The sequence below is a fragment of the Hymenobacter cavernae genome (genome assembly GCF_014641455.1).
Classification (GTDB): domain Bacteria; phylum Bacteroidota; class Bacteroidia; order Cytophagales; family Hymenobacteraceae; genus Hymenobacter; species Hymenobacter cavernae.
On record NZ_BMHT01000002.1, the window covers coordinates 336,801 to 352,708 of the forward strand.

General features: G+C 54.9%; 16 protein-coding genes. 10 read left to right on the forward strand and 6 right to left on the reverse strand.

Annotation, left to right across the window (positions count from 1 at the left end):
• Positions 1-15: 15 nt before the first annotated feature.
• On the reverse strand, positions 16-363 hold the full coding sequence (gene panD / locus IEX74_RS05900) for an aspartate 1-decarboxylase (RefSeq protein WP_188812056.1): 348 nt from the start codon (positions 361-363) through the stop codon (positions 16-18).
• Between the two features lie 96 nt (positions 364-459).
• Entirely contained in the window at positions 460-1,308 is an 849-nt protein-coding gene (gene panC, locus IEX74_RS05905; protein ID WP_188812985.1) for a pantoate--beta-alanine ligase, read from the reverse strand.
• 118 nt (positions 1,309-1,426) lie between these two features.
• On the opposite strand from panC, the gene IEX74_RS05910 reads away from it, so the two are divergent.
• From IEX74_RS05910 to IEX74_RS05950, 9 genes are all read left to right on the forward strand, one after another.
• Positions 1,427-2,239 carry a glycogen/starch synthase gene (locus IEX74_RS05910; protein WP_188812058.1) on the forward strand — a complete coding sequence of 271 codons (813 nt, stop codon included), beginning with the start codon at positions 1,427-1,429 and terminating at the stop codon, positions 2,237-2,239.
• Positions 2,240-2,616: 377 nt separating this feature from the next.
• A complete protein-coding gene (gene glmS / locus IEX74_RS05915) occupies positions 2,617-4,452 on the forward strand; it encodes a glutamine--fructose-6-phosphate transaminase (isomerizing) (RefSeq protein WP_188812060.1) in 1,836 nt (611 codons plus the stop codon).
• Between the two features lie 206 nt (positions 4,453-4,658).
• Positions 4,659-5,042 carry a RidA family protein gene (locus IEX74_RS05920; protein WP_188812062.1) on the forward strand — a complete coding sequence of 128 codons (384 nt, stop codon included), beginning with the start codon at positions 4,659-4,661 and terminating at the stop codon, positions 5,040-5,042.
• 110 nt (positions 5,043-5,152) lie between these two features.
• Positions 5,153-5,335, forward strand: coding sequence for a hypothetical protein (locus tag IEX74_RS05925; RefSeq protein ID WP_188812064.1), 183 nt, complete (start codon positions 5,153-5,155; stop codon positions 5,333-5,335).
• Between the two features lie 150 nt (positions 5,336-5,485).
• Positions 5,486-7,033, forward strand: a complete 1,548-nt coding sequence (gene gltX / locus IEX74_RS05930; protein ID WP_188812066.1) for a glutamate--tRNA ligase — start codon at positions 5,486-5,488, stop codon at positions 7,031-7,033.
• Positions 7,034-7,467: 434 nt separating this feature from the next.
• The gene (gntA, locus tag IEX74_RS05935) at positions 7,468-8,160 is read left to right on the forward strand and encodes a guanitoxin biosynthesis heme-dependent pre-guanitoxin N-hydroxylase GntA (protein WP_188812068.1); all 693 of its coding nucleotides are present in this window, start codon (positions 7,468-7,470) and stop codon (positions 8,158-8,160) included.
• Entirely contained in the window at positions 8,129-8,719 is a 591-nt protein-coding gene (locus tag IEX74_RS05940) for a DUF1989 domain-containing protein (RefSeq protein ID WP_188812070.1), read from the forward strand. Before gntA ends, IEX74_RS05940 begins: the two co-directional genes overlap by 32 nt.
• A gap of 128 nt (positions 8,720-8,847) precedes the next feature.
• On the forward strand, positions 8,848-9,222 hold the full coding sequence (locus IEX74_RS05945) for a hypothetical protein (RefSeq protein WP_188812072.1): 375 nt from the start codon (positions 8,848-8,850) through the stop codon (positions 9,220-9,222).
• A 227-nt stretch (positions 9,223-9,449) separates the two neighbouring features.
• Positions 9,450-10,232, forward strand: a complete 783-nt coding sequence (locus IEX74_RS05950; RefSeq protein ID WP_188812074.1) for a TIGR00266 family protein — start codon at positions 9,450-9,452, stop codon at positions 10,230-10,232.
• 99 nt (positions 10,233-10,331) lie between these two features.
• Here IEX74_RS05950 and IEX74_RS05955 read toward each other — a convergent pair whose 3' ends face one another.
• The 3 genes from IEX74_RS05955 to lptB all read right to left on the reverse strand — a co-directional run bounded on the left by IEX74_RS05955 (position 10,332) and on the right by lptB (position 13,247).
• Entirely contained in the window at positions 10,332-10,568 is a 237-nt protein-coding gene (locus IEX74_RS05955; RefSeq protein ID WP_188812077.1) for a hypothetical protein, read from the reverse strand.
• A gap of 218 nt (positions 10,569-10,786) precedes the next feature.
• Entirely contained in the window at positions 10,787-12,304 is a 1,518-nt protein-coding gene (locus tag IEX74_RS05960) for a GH3 auxin-responsive promoter family protein (RefSeq protein ID WP_188812079.1), read from the reverse strand.
• 211 nt (positions 12,305-12,515) lie between these two features.
• A complete protein-coding gene (gene lptB / locus IEX74_RS05965) occupies positions 12,516-13,247 on the reverse strand; it encodes an LPS export ABC transporter ATP-binding protein (RefSeq protein ID WP_188812081.1) in 732 nt (243 codons plus the stop codon).
• 233 nt (positions 13,248-13,480) lie between these two features.
• Between lptB and IEX74_RS05970 the strand changes: the two genes are divergently transcribed.
• Positions 13,481-14,947, forward strand: coding sequence for a T9SS type A sorting domain-containing protein (locus IEX74_RS05970; RefSeq protein ID WP_188812084.1), 1,467 nt, complete (start codon positions 13,481-13,483; stop codon positions 14,945-14,947).
• A 65-nt stretch (positions 14,948-15,012) separates the two neighbouring features.
• On the opposite strand, the gene IEX74_RS05975 is transcribed toward IEX74_RS05970, so the two are convergent.
• Positions 15,013-15,843, reverse strand: a complete 831-nt coding sequence (locus IEX74_RS05975) for an AraC family transcriptional regulator (protein ID WP_188812086.1) — start codon at positions 15,841-15,843, stop codon at positions 15,013-15,015.
• Between the last annotated feature and the right edge of the window lie 65 nt (positions 15,844-15,908).

Sequence of the window (15,908 nt, forward strand, 5' to 3'; positions counted from 1 at the left end):
CTTACGGATGCTTCTCTAGGTCAGACGGTTGTGCTGATCGGGGAAGACGAGCGTGGGCTTGTGCGCCCGCGCCTCGGCGAAGTCAACGAAGCCATAGGAGAAGATAATGACGATGTCGCCGACGGCTACTTTGCGCGCAGCGGGTCCGTTCAGGCAGATCATGCCCGAGCCCCGCTCTCCGCGAATGGTGTAGGTTTCGAAACGCTCACCGTTGTTCACGTTCACAATCGTTACCTTCTCATTCTCAACCATGTTGGCTGCGTCGAGTAGGTCTTCGTCGATGGTGATACTGCCTACGTAGTGCAGCTCGGCTTGCGTGACTTTAACCCGGTGAATCTTAGACTTAAGAACTTCAATATGCATGATTGAAAAGCAGCTGAAAATAAAGCTGACAAAGATACGAAGTGGTGAGTTGGCGACATGATGATATAGTGAGTCACTCGCCACATCACTATGTCATCAACTCACCACTTCGTTATCAATCAGGCGCACATCACCGAGGCTGGCAGCCAAACAGATAGCCAAGGGCTGCCCCGGTGCTGGTTGCTCGGGGGCGGGCTGCAAGGTTTGAGCATCCGATATTTCCAGGTACTCCAGCTTAATGGCCGGCTCCTGACCTAGGTAGTCAATGGCGGCCTGCCGGGCAGCAGCGGGCGACTGGCCCGCGCGCAGCTGCTCGGCGGCTAGCTGCAAGGCCTGATAAAGGCGCGGCGCATGGGTCCGGTCGGTGGGCGTGAGGCGGCGGTTGCGCGACGACATGGCCAAGCCATCAGCCTCGCGCACCGTTGGGAAAGAAATTACCTCCAGATCAAACGACAGATCGGCCACCATCTGCCGAACGATGGTCACCTGCTGCAAGTCTTTTTGCCCGAAATAGGCCCGGTGCGGCCGCGCCAAGTGAAACAACTTACTCACGACTGTAGCCACACCGCTGAAGTGGCCGGGCCGAAAAGCGCCCTCCATCACCTGCTCCAGGGGGCCGAAGTCGAACCGTAGCCGCGTGGGCGCCGGGTACATCTGCTCGACGCCCGGCAAAAACAAGGCCGTGCAACCGGCCGGCCCTAGCAGTGCGGCATCGGCCTCGGGCAAGCGCGGATACAATCGAAAGTCTTCAGCATTATTGAATTGCGTTGGATTTACGAAGACACTGGTGACGACTACATCGTTTTCCTGCGCGGCGGCGCGCACGAGTTGCAAGTGGCCTTCGTGCAGCGCCCCCATCGTGGGCACCAGTCCGATGCGTAAACCTTGCTGGCGCCAAGCTTCCGTTTGGGCTTGCAAGGCAGTGGCAGATTGCAGGATCTGCATGGGTAAAGTAGTGGTTGACACAGAAGGCCAAATGGGTTTAGTTGAAATTTCCCTCAAATTTGTTTAATTTTGTGCACCCAAAGTGTTGTCCTTTCTCAACCACACGAAACTACCCATTATGTCCAAGCTGCGAATACTCTATGCTGCCACGGAAATCAATCCTTTTTTGCAGACCACCAAGGTAGCGGAGTTTCTGCGGATGTTGCCGCAGGGGATGCAGGAGATGGGGATGGAGATCCGCATTTTCGTACCCCGTTTCGGTATCATTAACGAGCGCAAGAATCGCCTGCATGAAGTAGTACGGTTATCGGGCATCAATATCGCCGTGGGAGAGGAAGAAAAGCCGCTCATCATTAAAGTAGCCTCGATTCCGAACGCGAAATTACAGGTGTATTTTATCGATAACGAAGATTATTTCCACCGCAAGTCGGTGCTGGTTGACAAGAACGATAAGTTTCACGCCGACAACGACGAGCGTGCTATCTTCTTCTGCAAAGGCGTGCTGGAAACCGTGAAAAAGTTAGGTTGGGCACCCGACATCGTTCACTGCAACGACTGGATGACCGGCCTGATTCCGATGTACCTGAAGACGACCTACAAGAAGGACCCCATCTTCAAGGACGCCAAATCCGTTTTCACGGTCTACAACAACGAGTTCAAGCATAAGTTTGACGGCGACATCATCGAGAAGGCTAAAATGCTCGATATTGATGATGAAATGCTAGCCGCCTTGAAGTCGGCTGACTTCGATGGCTTCATCAAAGTAGGCATGGAGTACGCCGACTCGGTGCAGAAGTCGGACGAAGACTTCAGCGACAATCTGAGCGCACTGTTCGCTGAGTACTCGCAGAAATGCCGGTTCGCGCAGGTTGGCGCCGACCAAAACCCGCTCACTTCCTACTACGACCTCTATAACGAGCTAGCTAGCTAACCTAGCTTACCCCCGATATTACCTATTCTCCGTAGTCGTACTGTTCCAACGGTCGGCTACGGAGTTTTTATTTACAGCGGGTATAAAGCAAGCTAGCTTTTTGGGCGGTAATAGTCGGTAAGCACAGTCTTGTGATTGAGTGAGGCTACAACAGCACAGCTTTATATATAACTTCGTTATGTAACTCTATTAGAGGCAGCTCAACGTATTATCCTGAGTTTCACGGCTCCCCGCTTTCTCCGGAACATTAGCGCCGGAAGATTTGTCGTATATTCGTCTGCGTTATGATGAGCATTGGCACCGTATTATTGCGGCACGGCCTTTGAGACCGGCAGGTCCTTTCCCCCTTTTTATCACCTCTTCTTTTCTGACATAGCATGTGCGGAATTGTCGCTTACATCGGGCACCGTGAAGCCTGTCCTATTATTATCAAAGGATTACACCGCCTCGAATATCGTGGCTACGACTCAGCCGGTATTGCGCTGCTTAATGGCACGCTGAGCGTATATAAGAAGAAGGGCAAGGTAAAGGAGCTGGAAGCATTTATTGCTGAAAAGAACACCCACGCCACGGTGGGCATGGGCCACACCCGCTGGGCGACACACGGTGAGCCAAACGACACGAACGCCCACCCGCACTACTCGACCTCCGAGCGGATTGCCATTATTCACAACGGCATCATTGAAAACTACGCGGCCCTGAAAACGCACTTGCAGCAGCAAGGCCACGAGTTTCATTCGGATACGGACACAGAAGTGTTCGTGAATCTGATTGAGGAGATTCAGCAGCAAAACCACTGCTCGCTGGAAGAAGCCGTGCGGCTAGCTTTGCACGAAGTAGTTGGTGCTTACGCCATTGTGGTGCTTAGCCGCGACGAGCCCAACCAGCTGATTGCCGCCCGCAAAGGCTCGCCGCTGGTGATTGGTATCGGGCAGGATGAGTTTTTCCTGGCTTCCGATGCCACTCCGATCATCGAGTACACCAACGAGGTTGTTTACGTAAACGACCACGAAATTGCGGTTATCCGCGACGGCAAGCTCGATATCCGCACCAAGGAAGACATCCACCAGACCCCGTATATTCAGAAGCTGGAGTTAGAGCTGGACAGCATCGAGAAAGGTGGCTACGAGCACTTCATGTTGAAGGAGATCTTCGAGCAGCCCAAATCCATTCTGGACTCAATGCGAGGCCGTTTGGAGATGGAAGCCGGCCACCTGAACATGGGCGGCATTCGCGCCTACGAACAGAAGTTCGTCAATGCTCAGCGCATTATCATCGTGGCTTGCGGCACTTCGTGGCACGCGGGCCTAGTAGCCGAATACTTGCTGGAAGACCTGGCCCGTATTCCGGTGGAAGTGGAATATGCGTCGGAATTCCGTTACCGCAACCCCATCATCACCGAGCGCGACATCGTTATTGCTATTTCGCAGTCGGGTGAAACTGCTGATACGCTGGCAGCTATCGAGCTAGCCAAGAGCAAAGGCGCTACGATCTTTGGTATCTGCAACGTGGTGGGTTCCAGTATTGCCCGCGCTACAGATGCCGGTGCGTACACCCACGCTGGCCCGGAAATCGGGGTGGCTTCTACCAAAGCCTTCACGGCCCAGGTAACGGTGCTCACCTTGCTGGCCATGATTGTGGGTCACAAGCGCGGCACGCTTTCCGAAACCAAGTTGCGCGAGCTGATGGTGGAGCTGAGCAACATTCCGGCGAAAGTAGAGCAGGCGCTGTCGCTAAACACGGAGATTGAGCAGATTGCCGAAATCTTCAAAGATGTACCGAATTTCCTGTACCTAGGTCGCGGCTACAACTTCCCGGTAGCTTTGGAGGGCGCGCTGAAGCTCAAGGAAATCAGCTATATCCACGCGGAAGGCTACCCGGCCGCCGAGATGAAGCATGGCCCTATCGCCCTGATCGACGAGAACATGCCGGTTGTGGTTATCGCCACCAAGGACAGTTCCTACGAGAAGGTCGTTTCCAACATTCAGGAGGTGAAAGCCCGCAAGGGCCGCATTATCGCCGTTATTACGGAAGGCGACACCGTTATTCCGCAAATGGCTGAGTTTGTGATTGAAGTGCCTGCTACCAGCGAGGCGCTGATGCCCCTGGTATCAGTAATTCCGTTGCAGCTTCTCTCCTACCACATTGCCGTGCTGCGCGGCTGCAACGTCGATCAGCCCCGCAACCTGGCGAAATCGGTGACGGTGGAGTAAGCTAGGTTTCTGGTAATCAAATCTTTTGAGAAAGCCGCTGCGGGAAACCGAGCGGCTTTTTTTACGTGCTAGCCGTCATTCCGAGCAGCGCGAAGAATCAGAGGTTATCTACCTAGGTTATTAACCGAGTTCCTCGCACTGCTCGGAATGACAGCTAGGTTCTTACTTTGCGTACCCCATTATTAATACATCTGACTTCCCTTTCTATGGCCAACACCATCATTTACTCCGATCAGGCACCTGCTGCAATTGGGCCTTACAGCCAGGCTATTCAGGCGGGCAACACCATTTATCTCTCGGGCCAAATTGCCTTGGATACTACCGGCCAGCTAGTTGGCAACGGCGATGTTGCGGCCGAAACGCACCAGGTAATGCGCAACCTGCAAGCCGTGCTGGGGGCAGCCGGCTACTCGCTCACCGATGTAGTGAAGGCCACCATCTTCGTGAAAGACCTAGGTAACTTTGGCCTGATCAACGAAATCTACGGCAGCTACTTCAGTGCCGACTACGCCCCAGCCCGCGAAACCGTGGAAGTAGCCCGTTTGCCCAAGGACGTGCAAGTAGAAATCTCCTGCATTGCGGTGAAGTAGTAAGGTGGTGAGGTGGTGAGATGAAAAAAAAGAGTGAGTCAGTGTGGAAACGTAGCTGCGCGAGCATCTACTGTTTATCTCATTAACTCACTATCTCACCACTTCACCTCATGAAAGAGCTCGGACTTGGCCTGTTTTTGTTTGGTTTAGTATCCTTAGTGCTGCCCTTTTTTGGCCTCCACCACATGCTGCTGACGTGGATTGACCAATGGGGCCCCAGCGTCGCCTGGGCAATCCGCGGCGGCATTACGCTGCTCGGACTGGTGCTCTACCTAGGTTTTCGCAGACGGTGAGATGGTGCAGTGGTGAAATGGCGAGTTTGATGTTTTGGTGCCGTAAGCGAAGCATAACAGGTTAAACTCACCATTTCACCACTGCACCACCTCACCATTTCGTACCTTTGCACCGCGGTTTTTGACTGATTGAGGCCGCGACCTATTTGTATGGAGAGAGAAGTACGGGTGCGTTTTGCACCTAGCCCTACTGGTCCGCTGCACATTGGCGGCGTGCGCACTGCGCTATATAACTACTTGCTGGCCCGCAAGCTAGGTGGCAAGATGCTGCTTCGCATTGAGGATACCGACCAGAATCGTTTCGTGCCCGGCGCGGAAGACTACATCCGGCAGAGCCTGGAGTGGTGTGGTATCGAGCTGGACGAAAGCCCCTGGGTGGGCGGCCCGCACGCGCCCTACCGGCAGAGCGAGCGGAAGCCCATGTACATGCAGTACGCCCAGCAGCTCATTGACAGCGGCCACGCCTACTACGCCTTTGATACACCCGAAGAACTCGACGCTTTGCGCGCCCGCCTGACGGCCGCCAAAGTACCGAACCCACAGTATAACTCCATCACGCGCAGCCAGATGCGCAACTCGCTCACCTTGCCCGAAGACGAGGTAAAGCAGCTGCTGGATAGCGGCGCGCTCTACGTGATTCGCCTGAAGGTGCCGCGCAAGGAGGAAGTGCGCTTCAACGACCTAATTCGCGGTTGGGTGGTGGTACACTCGTCGGCTATTGATGACAAAGTGCTGATGAAGTCGGATGGCATGCCGACCTACCACCTGGCCAACATCGTGGACGACCACCTGATGGAAATCACCCACGTAATTCGGGGGGAAGAATGGCTGCCCTCGGCGCCGCTGCACGTGCTGCTGTACCGCTATTTTGGCTGGGAAAGCACCATGCCGCAGTTTGCCCACTTGCCGCTGCTGCTCAAGCCCGACGGCACCGGCAAGCTCAGCAAGCGCGACGGCGACCGGCTAGGTTTCCCGGTCTTTCCGCTGGAATGGCACGGCACCGATGCCGAAACCGGCCAGCCGACGGTGAGCAGCGGCTACCGTGAAGGCGGCTACCTGCCCGAAGCGTTCATCAACTTTCTGGCTTTCCTGGGCTGGAACCCCGGCACGCAGCAGGAGCTGTTCACGATGCAGGAGCTGATCGACACCTTCACGATTGAGCGCGTGAGCAAGTCGCCGGCCCGCTTCGACCAGAACAAAGTGCGTTGGTACAACGAGCAATACCTGCGGGCCAAACCCGACGCGGAGCTAGCTCAGTACTTGCTCACGGCGCTCAACGAGCAAGGCATCAGCGTTGATTTTCCGGCTGACAAGCTAGAGCAGATTGCTGGCCTGGTGAAGGAACGCGCCACGTTCCCCGCCGACCTGGCCCGCGAAGCGCAACTCTTCTTCGAGCGCCCCACCAGCTACGATCAGCAGGTAATCAGCAAGAAGTGGAACGCGCAGGTAGCAGGCGGCCTCACAGAATTCGCAAAGGCGCTGCCCACGGCTGCCGATACGACGCCCGACGGCATCAAGGCGCTGCTCTCGCAGGTGCTGGAGCAGCAAGGCATCAAGATCGGTCAGGTGCTGCAAGCGTTGCGCGTAGCCGTGACGGGCGCCGGCGCCGGCCCCGACCTGATGCACATTATGAGTATTTTGGGCACGCAGGAAACTGCCGAGCGTATTGAGCTAGCAGTGAGCCAGTTGCCAGCCTAGCTTTCCAAGCGGTGGCTTGAGGCGCATTAAACAGATGGTACCAAACAGAAACGCCCGGCATTGCTGCCGGGCGTTTCTGTTTTATCTGCTTTGTGGATAGCTAGGTATGAAACGGATTCATCTAAAGCCATTCCTGTATTGTATATGATTTTGTGATAATTACGGTTAAAACGCAGTAGCTCGGCTGGTAAGATGCTATAATTTTTGGAACAACTCGTATGTCCAGCGGTTGAATAAATACTGCTCAGCTAAGCAGTTATGCGGTTATAGGTAGTTACTACCAACAAGTACCTTTTTAAGCACAACCGGAAAGGCTAGGTCCTAAACGCAAGCCAAGTAACTTAAGCTCGTCAACATCGGAGTGAATTCTTGCGTAAGACTTAATCAGGATAATTTACTTATTCCTGGTTCTTATTCCCAGCAAGGGTTTCAACATGCCTGACAATCACAACGATATATATACTGAGCAATATCTTTCTTTTATAAATAAGAAAGATTTCCCGTGCGTAGCTGCCAAAACAGCTTTCACCTTTCAGCAGCTACAATGCCTGGTGGTTGACCACCTGGCATGCCCCAAGGATGATACGGCCATTCTGGAGTTCCTCTACAACTTTGTAGACACCTACCGGCAGTCGGATAAGCTGTATCATAGCGCGGCTATCATCTTCAAAGGGCCGGAAGAGCCGAACGAAGCACTGTTTGAAGAGCTGTTCTGGCAGCGAATGCAGTCCATCTCCAACCTGGATGCCCGGCGGTACGGCTACGACCAGCGGGTGGTAGCCGACCCAGCCTCGCCCGACTTTAGCTTTAGCCTTAAGGAAGAAGCCTTTTTCGTGATTGGGCTGCACCCCGGCAGCTCACGGTTGGCGCGGCAGTTTGCCTACCCGACCCTCGTGTTCAATCCGCACGCGCAATTCGAGCAAATTCGTACCAACGGCCGCTACGACAGCATCCGCAATACCATCCGAACCCGCGACGTGGCGTATTCGGGTTCCATCAACCCCATGCTTCAGGATTACGGACAAGCATCGGAAGTTTATCAGTACAGCGGCAAGGCCTACGACGAATCCTGGAAATGCCCTTTTTTAAGCCAACATGGAGCAGTTAACCATCATTCCGCCGCGTAGCGGCACCGCCTTTGTGTTGCGCAAAGGCCAGCGGCTCAAGGTAGTAGACATTGAGGGCAAGCAGGTATCCGATTTTGTGTGCTATAACCTGGCCGACAAAGCCGAGTACCTTTCCTCGGGGCGCACCATCGACTATGCCGAGACAATCTTCCTGACCAAAGGACACCCGTTCTACTCCAACCGCAGCAACATCATGTTTGAGCTAGTGGAAGACACCGTCGGTCGGCACGATTTCCTGCTCACGCCATGCAGCGCCGATACGTTTCGCATCATCTACGGCCACACGCATCCGCACCGCGGGTGTTTCGGCAACTTGTGCGAGGCGCTAAAAGAGTACGGCATCAGCCCCGACGCCATTCCGATCTGCTTCAACATTTTCATGCACGTAACGGTGGACGGAGAAACCGGAAGAATAGATGTGCTGCCGCCGAAAAGCAAAGCGGGCGACTACGTGGTGCTGGAAGCCAAAACCGATTTGCTGATCGGCATGACGGCGTGTTCCGCGGAGATGTCGAACAACTACGCCTTCAAGCCGATTGGCTACCAGATTTTGACGTAGCGTCTTCGCGCATAACTTCAGACATCCCGCAGGCAGAAGGCTGCGTACTAGCCAGGTAGCCAGGCGCCCACTTGCCAGTGCGGCTGCTGCGACACCTAGGTAGTTGACACTTTTTATCCTCGTCACTCATGGCCAAGAAACCCACGAACAGCAATAAGAAGAAAGCTGACCCCGATAAAAAAGCCCGCGTTCATAAGGAGTTGGAAGGGTTTGAGATTAAGGTGAACCCGCTGGGCGAAATCACCTCCACGTATTCCATTGAGGAGGTGAATGCCTTCCTGAATCGCCACGTACGCGACAAAAAGCTGGTGAACCGCGACGGGCAGTTTGGCGAGAAGATCGAGGAAGATGAGGAGTTTCCTTTGGAAGATGCTCCGGAGCCGGAAGAATCAGACGAAGACTTTATGCGCCGGACCAGCCGGGAAGCCAAGAAGTCCAAGAAGGAAGACCCCGACCCCGCCGCCGAAGCGGCCGATACCACGGCTAACCTGCCGGAAGAATAGCAAGCTAGGTTGTAGCGCGAAGCTCAGGCTTCGCGTATCGTTGAACGACTGGCACCTAGGTTATCGTGCTAACGTAATCGTTCAACGATACGCGAAGCCTGAGCTTCGCGCTACATCCGTTGATGCCACTCCAAACCGGGGTGGCATTGTTGTTTTAGAAGGTCGAAGATCGGGCATAGTTCCTTATACTTGAAGTGGAAAACTCCTTACTTCAACCCTCTCCTACCATGCGCTCCCACGACGTCGATTATAAGATTATCGGCAATGACATTCAAGTACTTGAAGTTGAGCTAGACCCCAACGAAACCGTAGTAGCCGAGGCCGGCGCCATGGTGTACATGGACGAAGCCATTGCTTTTGAAACCAAGATGGGTGACGGCTCGGAGCCCGACCAGAGTGTGTTGGGCAAGCTATTTTCGGCTGGCACGCGCCTGATCACGGGTGAGTCGCTGTTTATGACGCACTTCACGCACCGCGGCGGCTACGGCAAGAGCCGGGTGGCCTTCTCGGCGCCATATCCCGGCACCATCATCCCCGTAGACCTAGGTACGCTGCCCAACGGCCTGATCGTGCAGAAAGACGGCTTTTTGGCGGCAGCGCGGGGCACCAAGATCAACATTCACTTCAACCAACGGCTGGGCGCGGGCTTCTTCGGCGGCGAAGGCTTTATCCTGCAAAAGCTCACTGGCGACGGCAAGGCCTTTATTCACGCGGGCGGCACCATCATCGAAAAGCAGCTGCGCAATGAACTGCTGCGCGTTGACACGGGGTGCGTGGTGGCCTTCGAGCCGGGTATCGACTTCAGCATTGCCCGCGCCGGTGGGCTCAAATCGATGATTTTTGGCGGGGAAGGCTTGCTGCTGGCTACGCTGCGCGGCACCGGGCGCGTGTGGCTGCAATCGATGCCCGTGAAGAAGCTGATTCAGGCGCTCATGCCGAACGGCAGCAACGCTAACAAGGAAAGCGGCAGCGTACTGGGCAATATGTTTGGCAACATTCTCGACGAGTAAACCTAGGTTTGCTAAAACCCAACGCTTCTGCCTCCCTGCCCGGCCAAACCGAGGGGAAGCAGAAGCATTGTGCTTTTTGGGCAGGCTCGGATAAAGCGGCTACCTAGGTTGGGCAGATGTGGGAACGACGGTTATCACGTTGTCTGCCACATCTGCGGAAGCTGGGCTGACCAGGTTGGTAGCAATAATACCCAAGCTGACGAGCAGCCCCAGCAGGAGCAGCCCGATTACGCCAACCATCAGCTTGCTGCTGACAGAAGACGGATTCTGGGTGGAGGAATGACGCTTCCGACGGGAAACGTAAGCACGCTTGGCAGTAGGTGTGGGAGCAGACATAGAGTGGGGATTAGGCAAATAGCACGCCGAATACACAATATAATTCTATTTCTGGTTCCTCACTAGTTTATAAAAATTCTCTGCAGAATATTATTTGTAATCTGTGCAATATTCAGCAGGCGAACGGGTTACAGTCTTAATCCTGAAATATTCCGTTCCGGCTCATGCTGGGTTAAACCCAGCTGTCAGCTCAACGGTGCATCATTTGAAAGTACCAATCAGATAATACCGAGCAGCTCATCCATCAGCTCGCGCGAGTTGCTCAGGCGCGGCACCTTGTGCTGACCACCCAGCTTGCCCTTGCCCGCCAGCCAGCGTTCGAAGGTGCCCGCGGGTGCTACCGTGAGCAAGGGCGGCGCCAGGGCAATGTCGCGGTGGCGCTTGGCGTCGTAGTCGGAGTTCAGGTGGCGCAGGGTTTGGTCGAGGACGGTGGCAAACTCGGCCGCGTCGCGGGGTGGCTGGGTGAACTCTACCACCCACTGGTGGCCGCCGCGGGAATGGTCGGAGGCTTCGAAGTAGATGGGCGCGGCCGTGAAATCGCGCACGGTGGTGTGCGTGGCCTGGCAAGCCGCTGCCACAGCTGCCTCGGCATTCTCAATCACGACTTCTTCGCCGAAGGCATTCAGGAAGTGCTTGGTGCGGCCCGTGATGCGGATGCGGTAAGGCGCCAGACTGGTGAAGCGCACCGTGTCGCCGATTTTATAGCGCCACAGTCCGGCGTTGGTGCTGATTACCAGCGCGTACTTCTTGTGCAGCTCTACTTGTTCCAGCGTCAGGGTTTGCGGGTGCTCGGCGTCGAACTGATCGGCGGGAATAAATTCGTAGTAAATGCCGTGGTCGAGCAGCAGCAGCATATCCTCGGAGTCGGGCTGATCCTGCACGGCAAAGTAGCCTTCCGAGGCATTATAGACTTCGAGGTAGCGCATGCGGGCATCCGGAATGAGCTGATGAAACAGCTCCCGGTACGGCCCAAAGGCCACCGCTCCGTGCAGAAACAGGCGCAGGTTGGGCCACACTTCCGTGATGGATTGGGCGCCGGCCAGCTCCGTCACGCGGCGCAGCAGCACGATCATCCAGGTGGGCACGCCGGCCAGCACCGTCACGTCGACGTGCTGCACGTGGCGGGCAATGCGCTCAATTTTCTCTTCCCACTCGTCGAGCAAAGCCAGCTCCAGCGGCGGCGTGCGGATGAACTCGGCCCAGGTCGGCAGGTTCTGCATGATGATGGCCGACACGTCGCCTGCCCTCGAGTCGGCATCATCGGGCCGCAGCGGGTTGGGGCCGTGCGTGCCGCCCAGCGAAAGGGTTTTGCCGCCCAAAACGCGCGCTTCCGGAAACAGGTGCGTGGCCAGGGCCGTCATGTCGCGACCGGCGCGGTAGTGGCAGTCGTGCAGCGACTCGCGGGTAACGGGGATGTACTTGCTGCGGGCATTGGTGGTGCCCGACGACTTGGCGAACCACTCCACTTTGCCGGGCCAGAGCACGTCGGCTTCGCCGCGCAGCACCCGCTCCAGCTCCGGGTACAGTTCTTCGTAGGCAGCGCAGGGCACGCGCTGGGCAAACTCCCGCGAACCTAGGTTATCAGCAAAGCCGTAGCGCTTGCCCCATTCCGTAGCCTGAGCCGTGTGCAGCAACGAGCGCAGCACGGCGGCTTGCGCCTCGTGCGGGTGGTCGCGAAACTGATCAATCGCAGTCAGTCGCCGCTGCACGGCCCAGCTCAGGACTTCATTTATCATTTAACAATTAACATTTACCATTTAACAGCTTTTCAGTTACTAGTAATTGGCCTGATACGCATTCTGACGCAATACTGCTGCCCTGCACGCTGAGTTGACGGTTCAGATTCCGGTTTTGAACGAGAATAGTAGCAGATATCGACTGATAAGTAATGAATGGTAACTGGTAACTGAAAAGCTGTTAAATGGTAATTGTTAAATGATAACTACCCTAAATTCTGCGTTTTAGCTCGAAGTTCTTGCCTAGGTACACGCGGCGCACGACTTCGTCGGCGGCCAGCTCTTCAGCGGTGCCGGCTTTCAGCAGCTTGCCTTCAAACAGTAGATATGCCCGATCCACGATGCTGAGCGTGGAGTTCACGTCGTGGTCGGTGATGAGGATGCCGATGTTCTTGTGCTTGAGCTTGGCCACGATACCCTGAATTTCTTCCGTCGCAATGGGGTCGACGCCGGCGAAGGGCTCGTCGAGCAGCACGAACTTCGGATCGACGGCCAGGGCGCGGGCAATTTCGGTACGGCGCCGCTCGCCGCCGCTCAGCACCCGACCTAGGTTTTTGCGCACATGCGTGAGGCTGAACTCATTAAGCAGCTCTTCTACTTTGTCGCGCTGGGCCTGCTTGGGCATGTTGGTCATTTGCAGCACCGCCAGGATGTTTTCCTCCACCGTCAGGTCGCGGAACACGGACGCTTCCTGGGCCAGGTAGCCGACGCCGCGCTGGGCCCGCTGAAACATCGGCAGGCGCGTGATTTCCTCGTCGTTGAGGAAAATCTTGCCCTCGTTCGGCTTCACCATGCCCACCATCATGTAGAAGCAGGTGGTTTTGCCGGCCCCGTTTGGCCCCAGTAAGCCCACAATTTCGCCCTGTTCCACCGTCACCGACATGTCGTTGACCACAGTGCGCGCTTTGTATTTCTTAATCAGGTGTTCAGCTTTCAGAATCATCGTACCGGCAAAGGTAAGGGGTGAAAAGGGAGTAGCCTCGTGGGGCCTTGACCTTTGGCGAACCACGAAAATGCCATCCGGTTTGTTAACACGAGCTAAGCGGCTGTTTCGTACGTGCCCTTTCTAGAATGTGGATTGATGAAGATAAAATAGTATAAGTATATGCAACCTTTCCTATCTACAAATAATCACCTTATAAGTCTATCATTCCACCTTCTGTTCTTGTTTCTACTATGCCAACACGATTTATTAAGAAAGCTTTTTTGCTATTAAGCACTAGCTTATTGACCCTAGCTAGCTATCAGAGCCAAGCGCAAGGGCCAACCATTGACCCTACGTTTCAGCCGTCGCGCATCTTCGTGCGCTATAGCTCTGGCACAACCTCTCGTGGAACAGTCAACGATGTGGTGCGTCAGCCAGATGGCAAGTACATTATTGGGGGAGATTTTACGGAGGTCAACGGTGTACCGGCCCTCAACCTTGCTCGCCTCAATGCTGATGGTACGCCGGATGTGGCTTACACTGCCGCTTGTCGCGTTAACGATCAGGTGCTAGCCTTGGCATTGCAGTCCGATGGCAAAGTACTAGTAGGCGGACGCTTTACAACACTCGCGGGGAATAACCGATTAGTACTTGGCCGCTTACAAACTGATGGCACAATAGACGAATCCTTCGCACCACCTACGCTACCCCTAACTCCTACTAACCGTCCCCAAGTAAAGCAAATCGTACTACGGCCAGACGGCAGGATCTTGGTTGTCGGAACATTTAATGTGCGAGGCGCTAGTGCGGAGCCGCAAAGCCTTGTTCAACTATTGTCAACTACTGGCCAAGAAGATGCTAGCTTTAGGTACATTTCCGGAATCCAAGGTGCTAGTACTAACCAAATCCTATTGCAACCCGATGGCAAGGTTGTCATAGCAATAAATAACACTTCTACTTATAATCCCTACATTCATCGAATTTTATCAGATGGTACTTTGGATGGTAGTTTCACACCCCTAGGAGACTATTTTGTACAATCACCCAATGTACTTGCGATTGATAAGGAAAACCGAATTTATATTCGTGGATTAAGCTATCTGCAACGATTACTTCCGAATGGTCGCGGTGATAATACCTTCCCTATTTCAAGTTATTTAGGCTCGCCTACTCACTTAGTGATACAACCCAACGGTCGTTTATTGATCAATACAGTGAGCAGTGTCGCATTTCCAAATCCACCGCCAGGTACTAGGAGTTTGATGAGCCGCTTGCTTGATAATGGCACATCAGACCCAAGCTTCGTGAGTGCTTATGGGCCCCTCGACAGTTCTAGTGGCCTGGTTTCGAAGATTCTCGTACAACCTGACGGCGCCATTATCGCCGCCGGTTCTTTTGAGCAAGTCGGCACCAACACCGGCATCAGTGGCCTGGTGCGCTTGCTCGACACTAATGTTCTGCGCGTAGCTAGCTCTGAAACGGCAGCCCGCACTGCCGCGTGGCCTGTACCAGCCCACGACGAGCTGCATCTGCAATTAGAAGCAAAAGCCCGGCCGCAGCATGTCAGCCTCATAGATGCCCTAGGCAAAGTTGTACACAGCCAAGCCATAACGCAACCAGAGCTAACCGTTTCTACAGCGGCGTTAGCGGCGGGCGTGTATATGCTACGAGTGCAGTATGCCGAAGGGATGGTGACGCGTCGCATTGCAGTGCAGTAAGAATCAATACCTAGGTTTCTTACCGAAGGCGGCTCAATGATGAGTCGCCTTTGTTGTTTATAGCGTTAGCGGCGCGTCATGTGCTTGCTGTGCTTGTGCTCCCGGAGCATAAACTCGGTGGGCCGACAATGCACCAGCTGCGTGAACGTATTGCTGAACGCCGACAAGCTATTATACCCCACGCTATAGGCTATTTCGCTGATATTCTTACTGGTTTGCAGCATCTGCTCCATGGCCGCAATGACGCGGCAAAGCTTCAGATACTGCACAAACGACAGACTCATGCGCTGCTGAAACAGGCGCGACAGGTTGCGCATACTAAAGCCAAACCGCCGCGCCACGGCTGCCACTTCCAGCGGCTCACCTAGGTTCTGGTGGAGGTAGGCCAGCACCGGTTGCAGGCGCTCATCGTCGGTGGTGGGCAGCACGATGGGCAGCGGGTGCTGGCTGATCTTGGGCAAGATCATCTTCAGCGTTTGCAGGAACAGGTACTGGTCGTGGTCGTCGGGGCAGATGTGGCCGTCCCACTTTTCCGTGAACAGCAGCATTTCGTACAAAAGCGTGGTGACGGGGTAAATGCCCATCGTGCTGTAGAACGGATGACCTAGGTCGTCGTCAACGGCAAAACACAGGCTATGCAGCAGATGCTGAGGCGACTGCACGAACACGCGGTGCTCCAGCAGCGGCGGAATCCAGACGTAGTGGCGGGCCGGAATGAAGTAGGTTTTGTTGGGCGCGTAGAGGTACGCCAGGCCTTCTTCCACGTACACAAACTGCCCTTTCTGGTGGTGGTGCATGGGGTAGTTGTGCTCGGTGCGGGCGTGCTGCACAAACATGCAAGCCGGCCGGCTGTCGATGTCGATGACTTGTTGGAGAAACTGCGCGGTAGTGAGCATACCTAGGTTTTGGCCGATTTCAGCAAATCTATGGCGAATTAGAAAAAGCGCCGCACTCCAAGCCA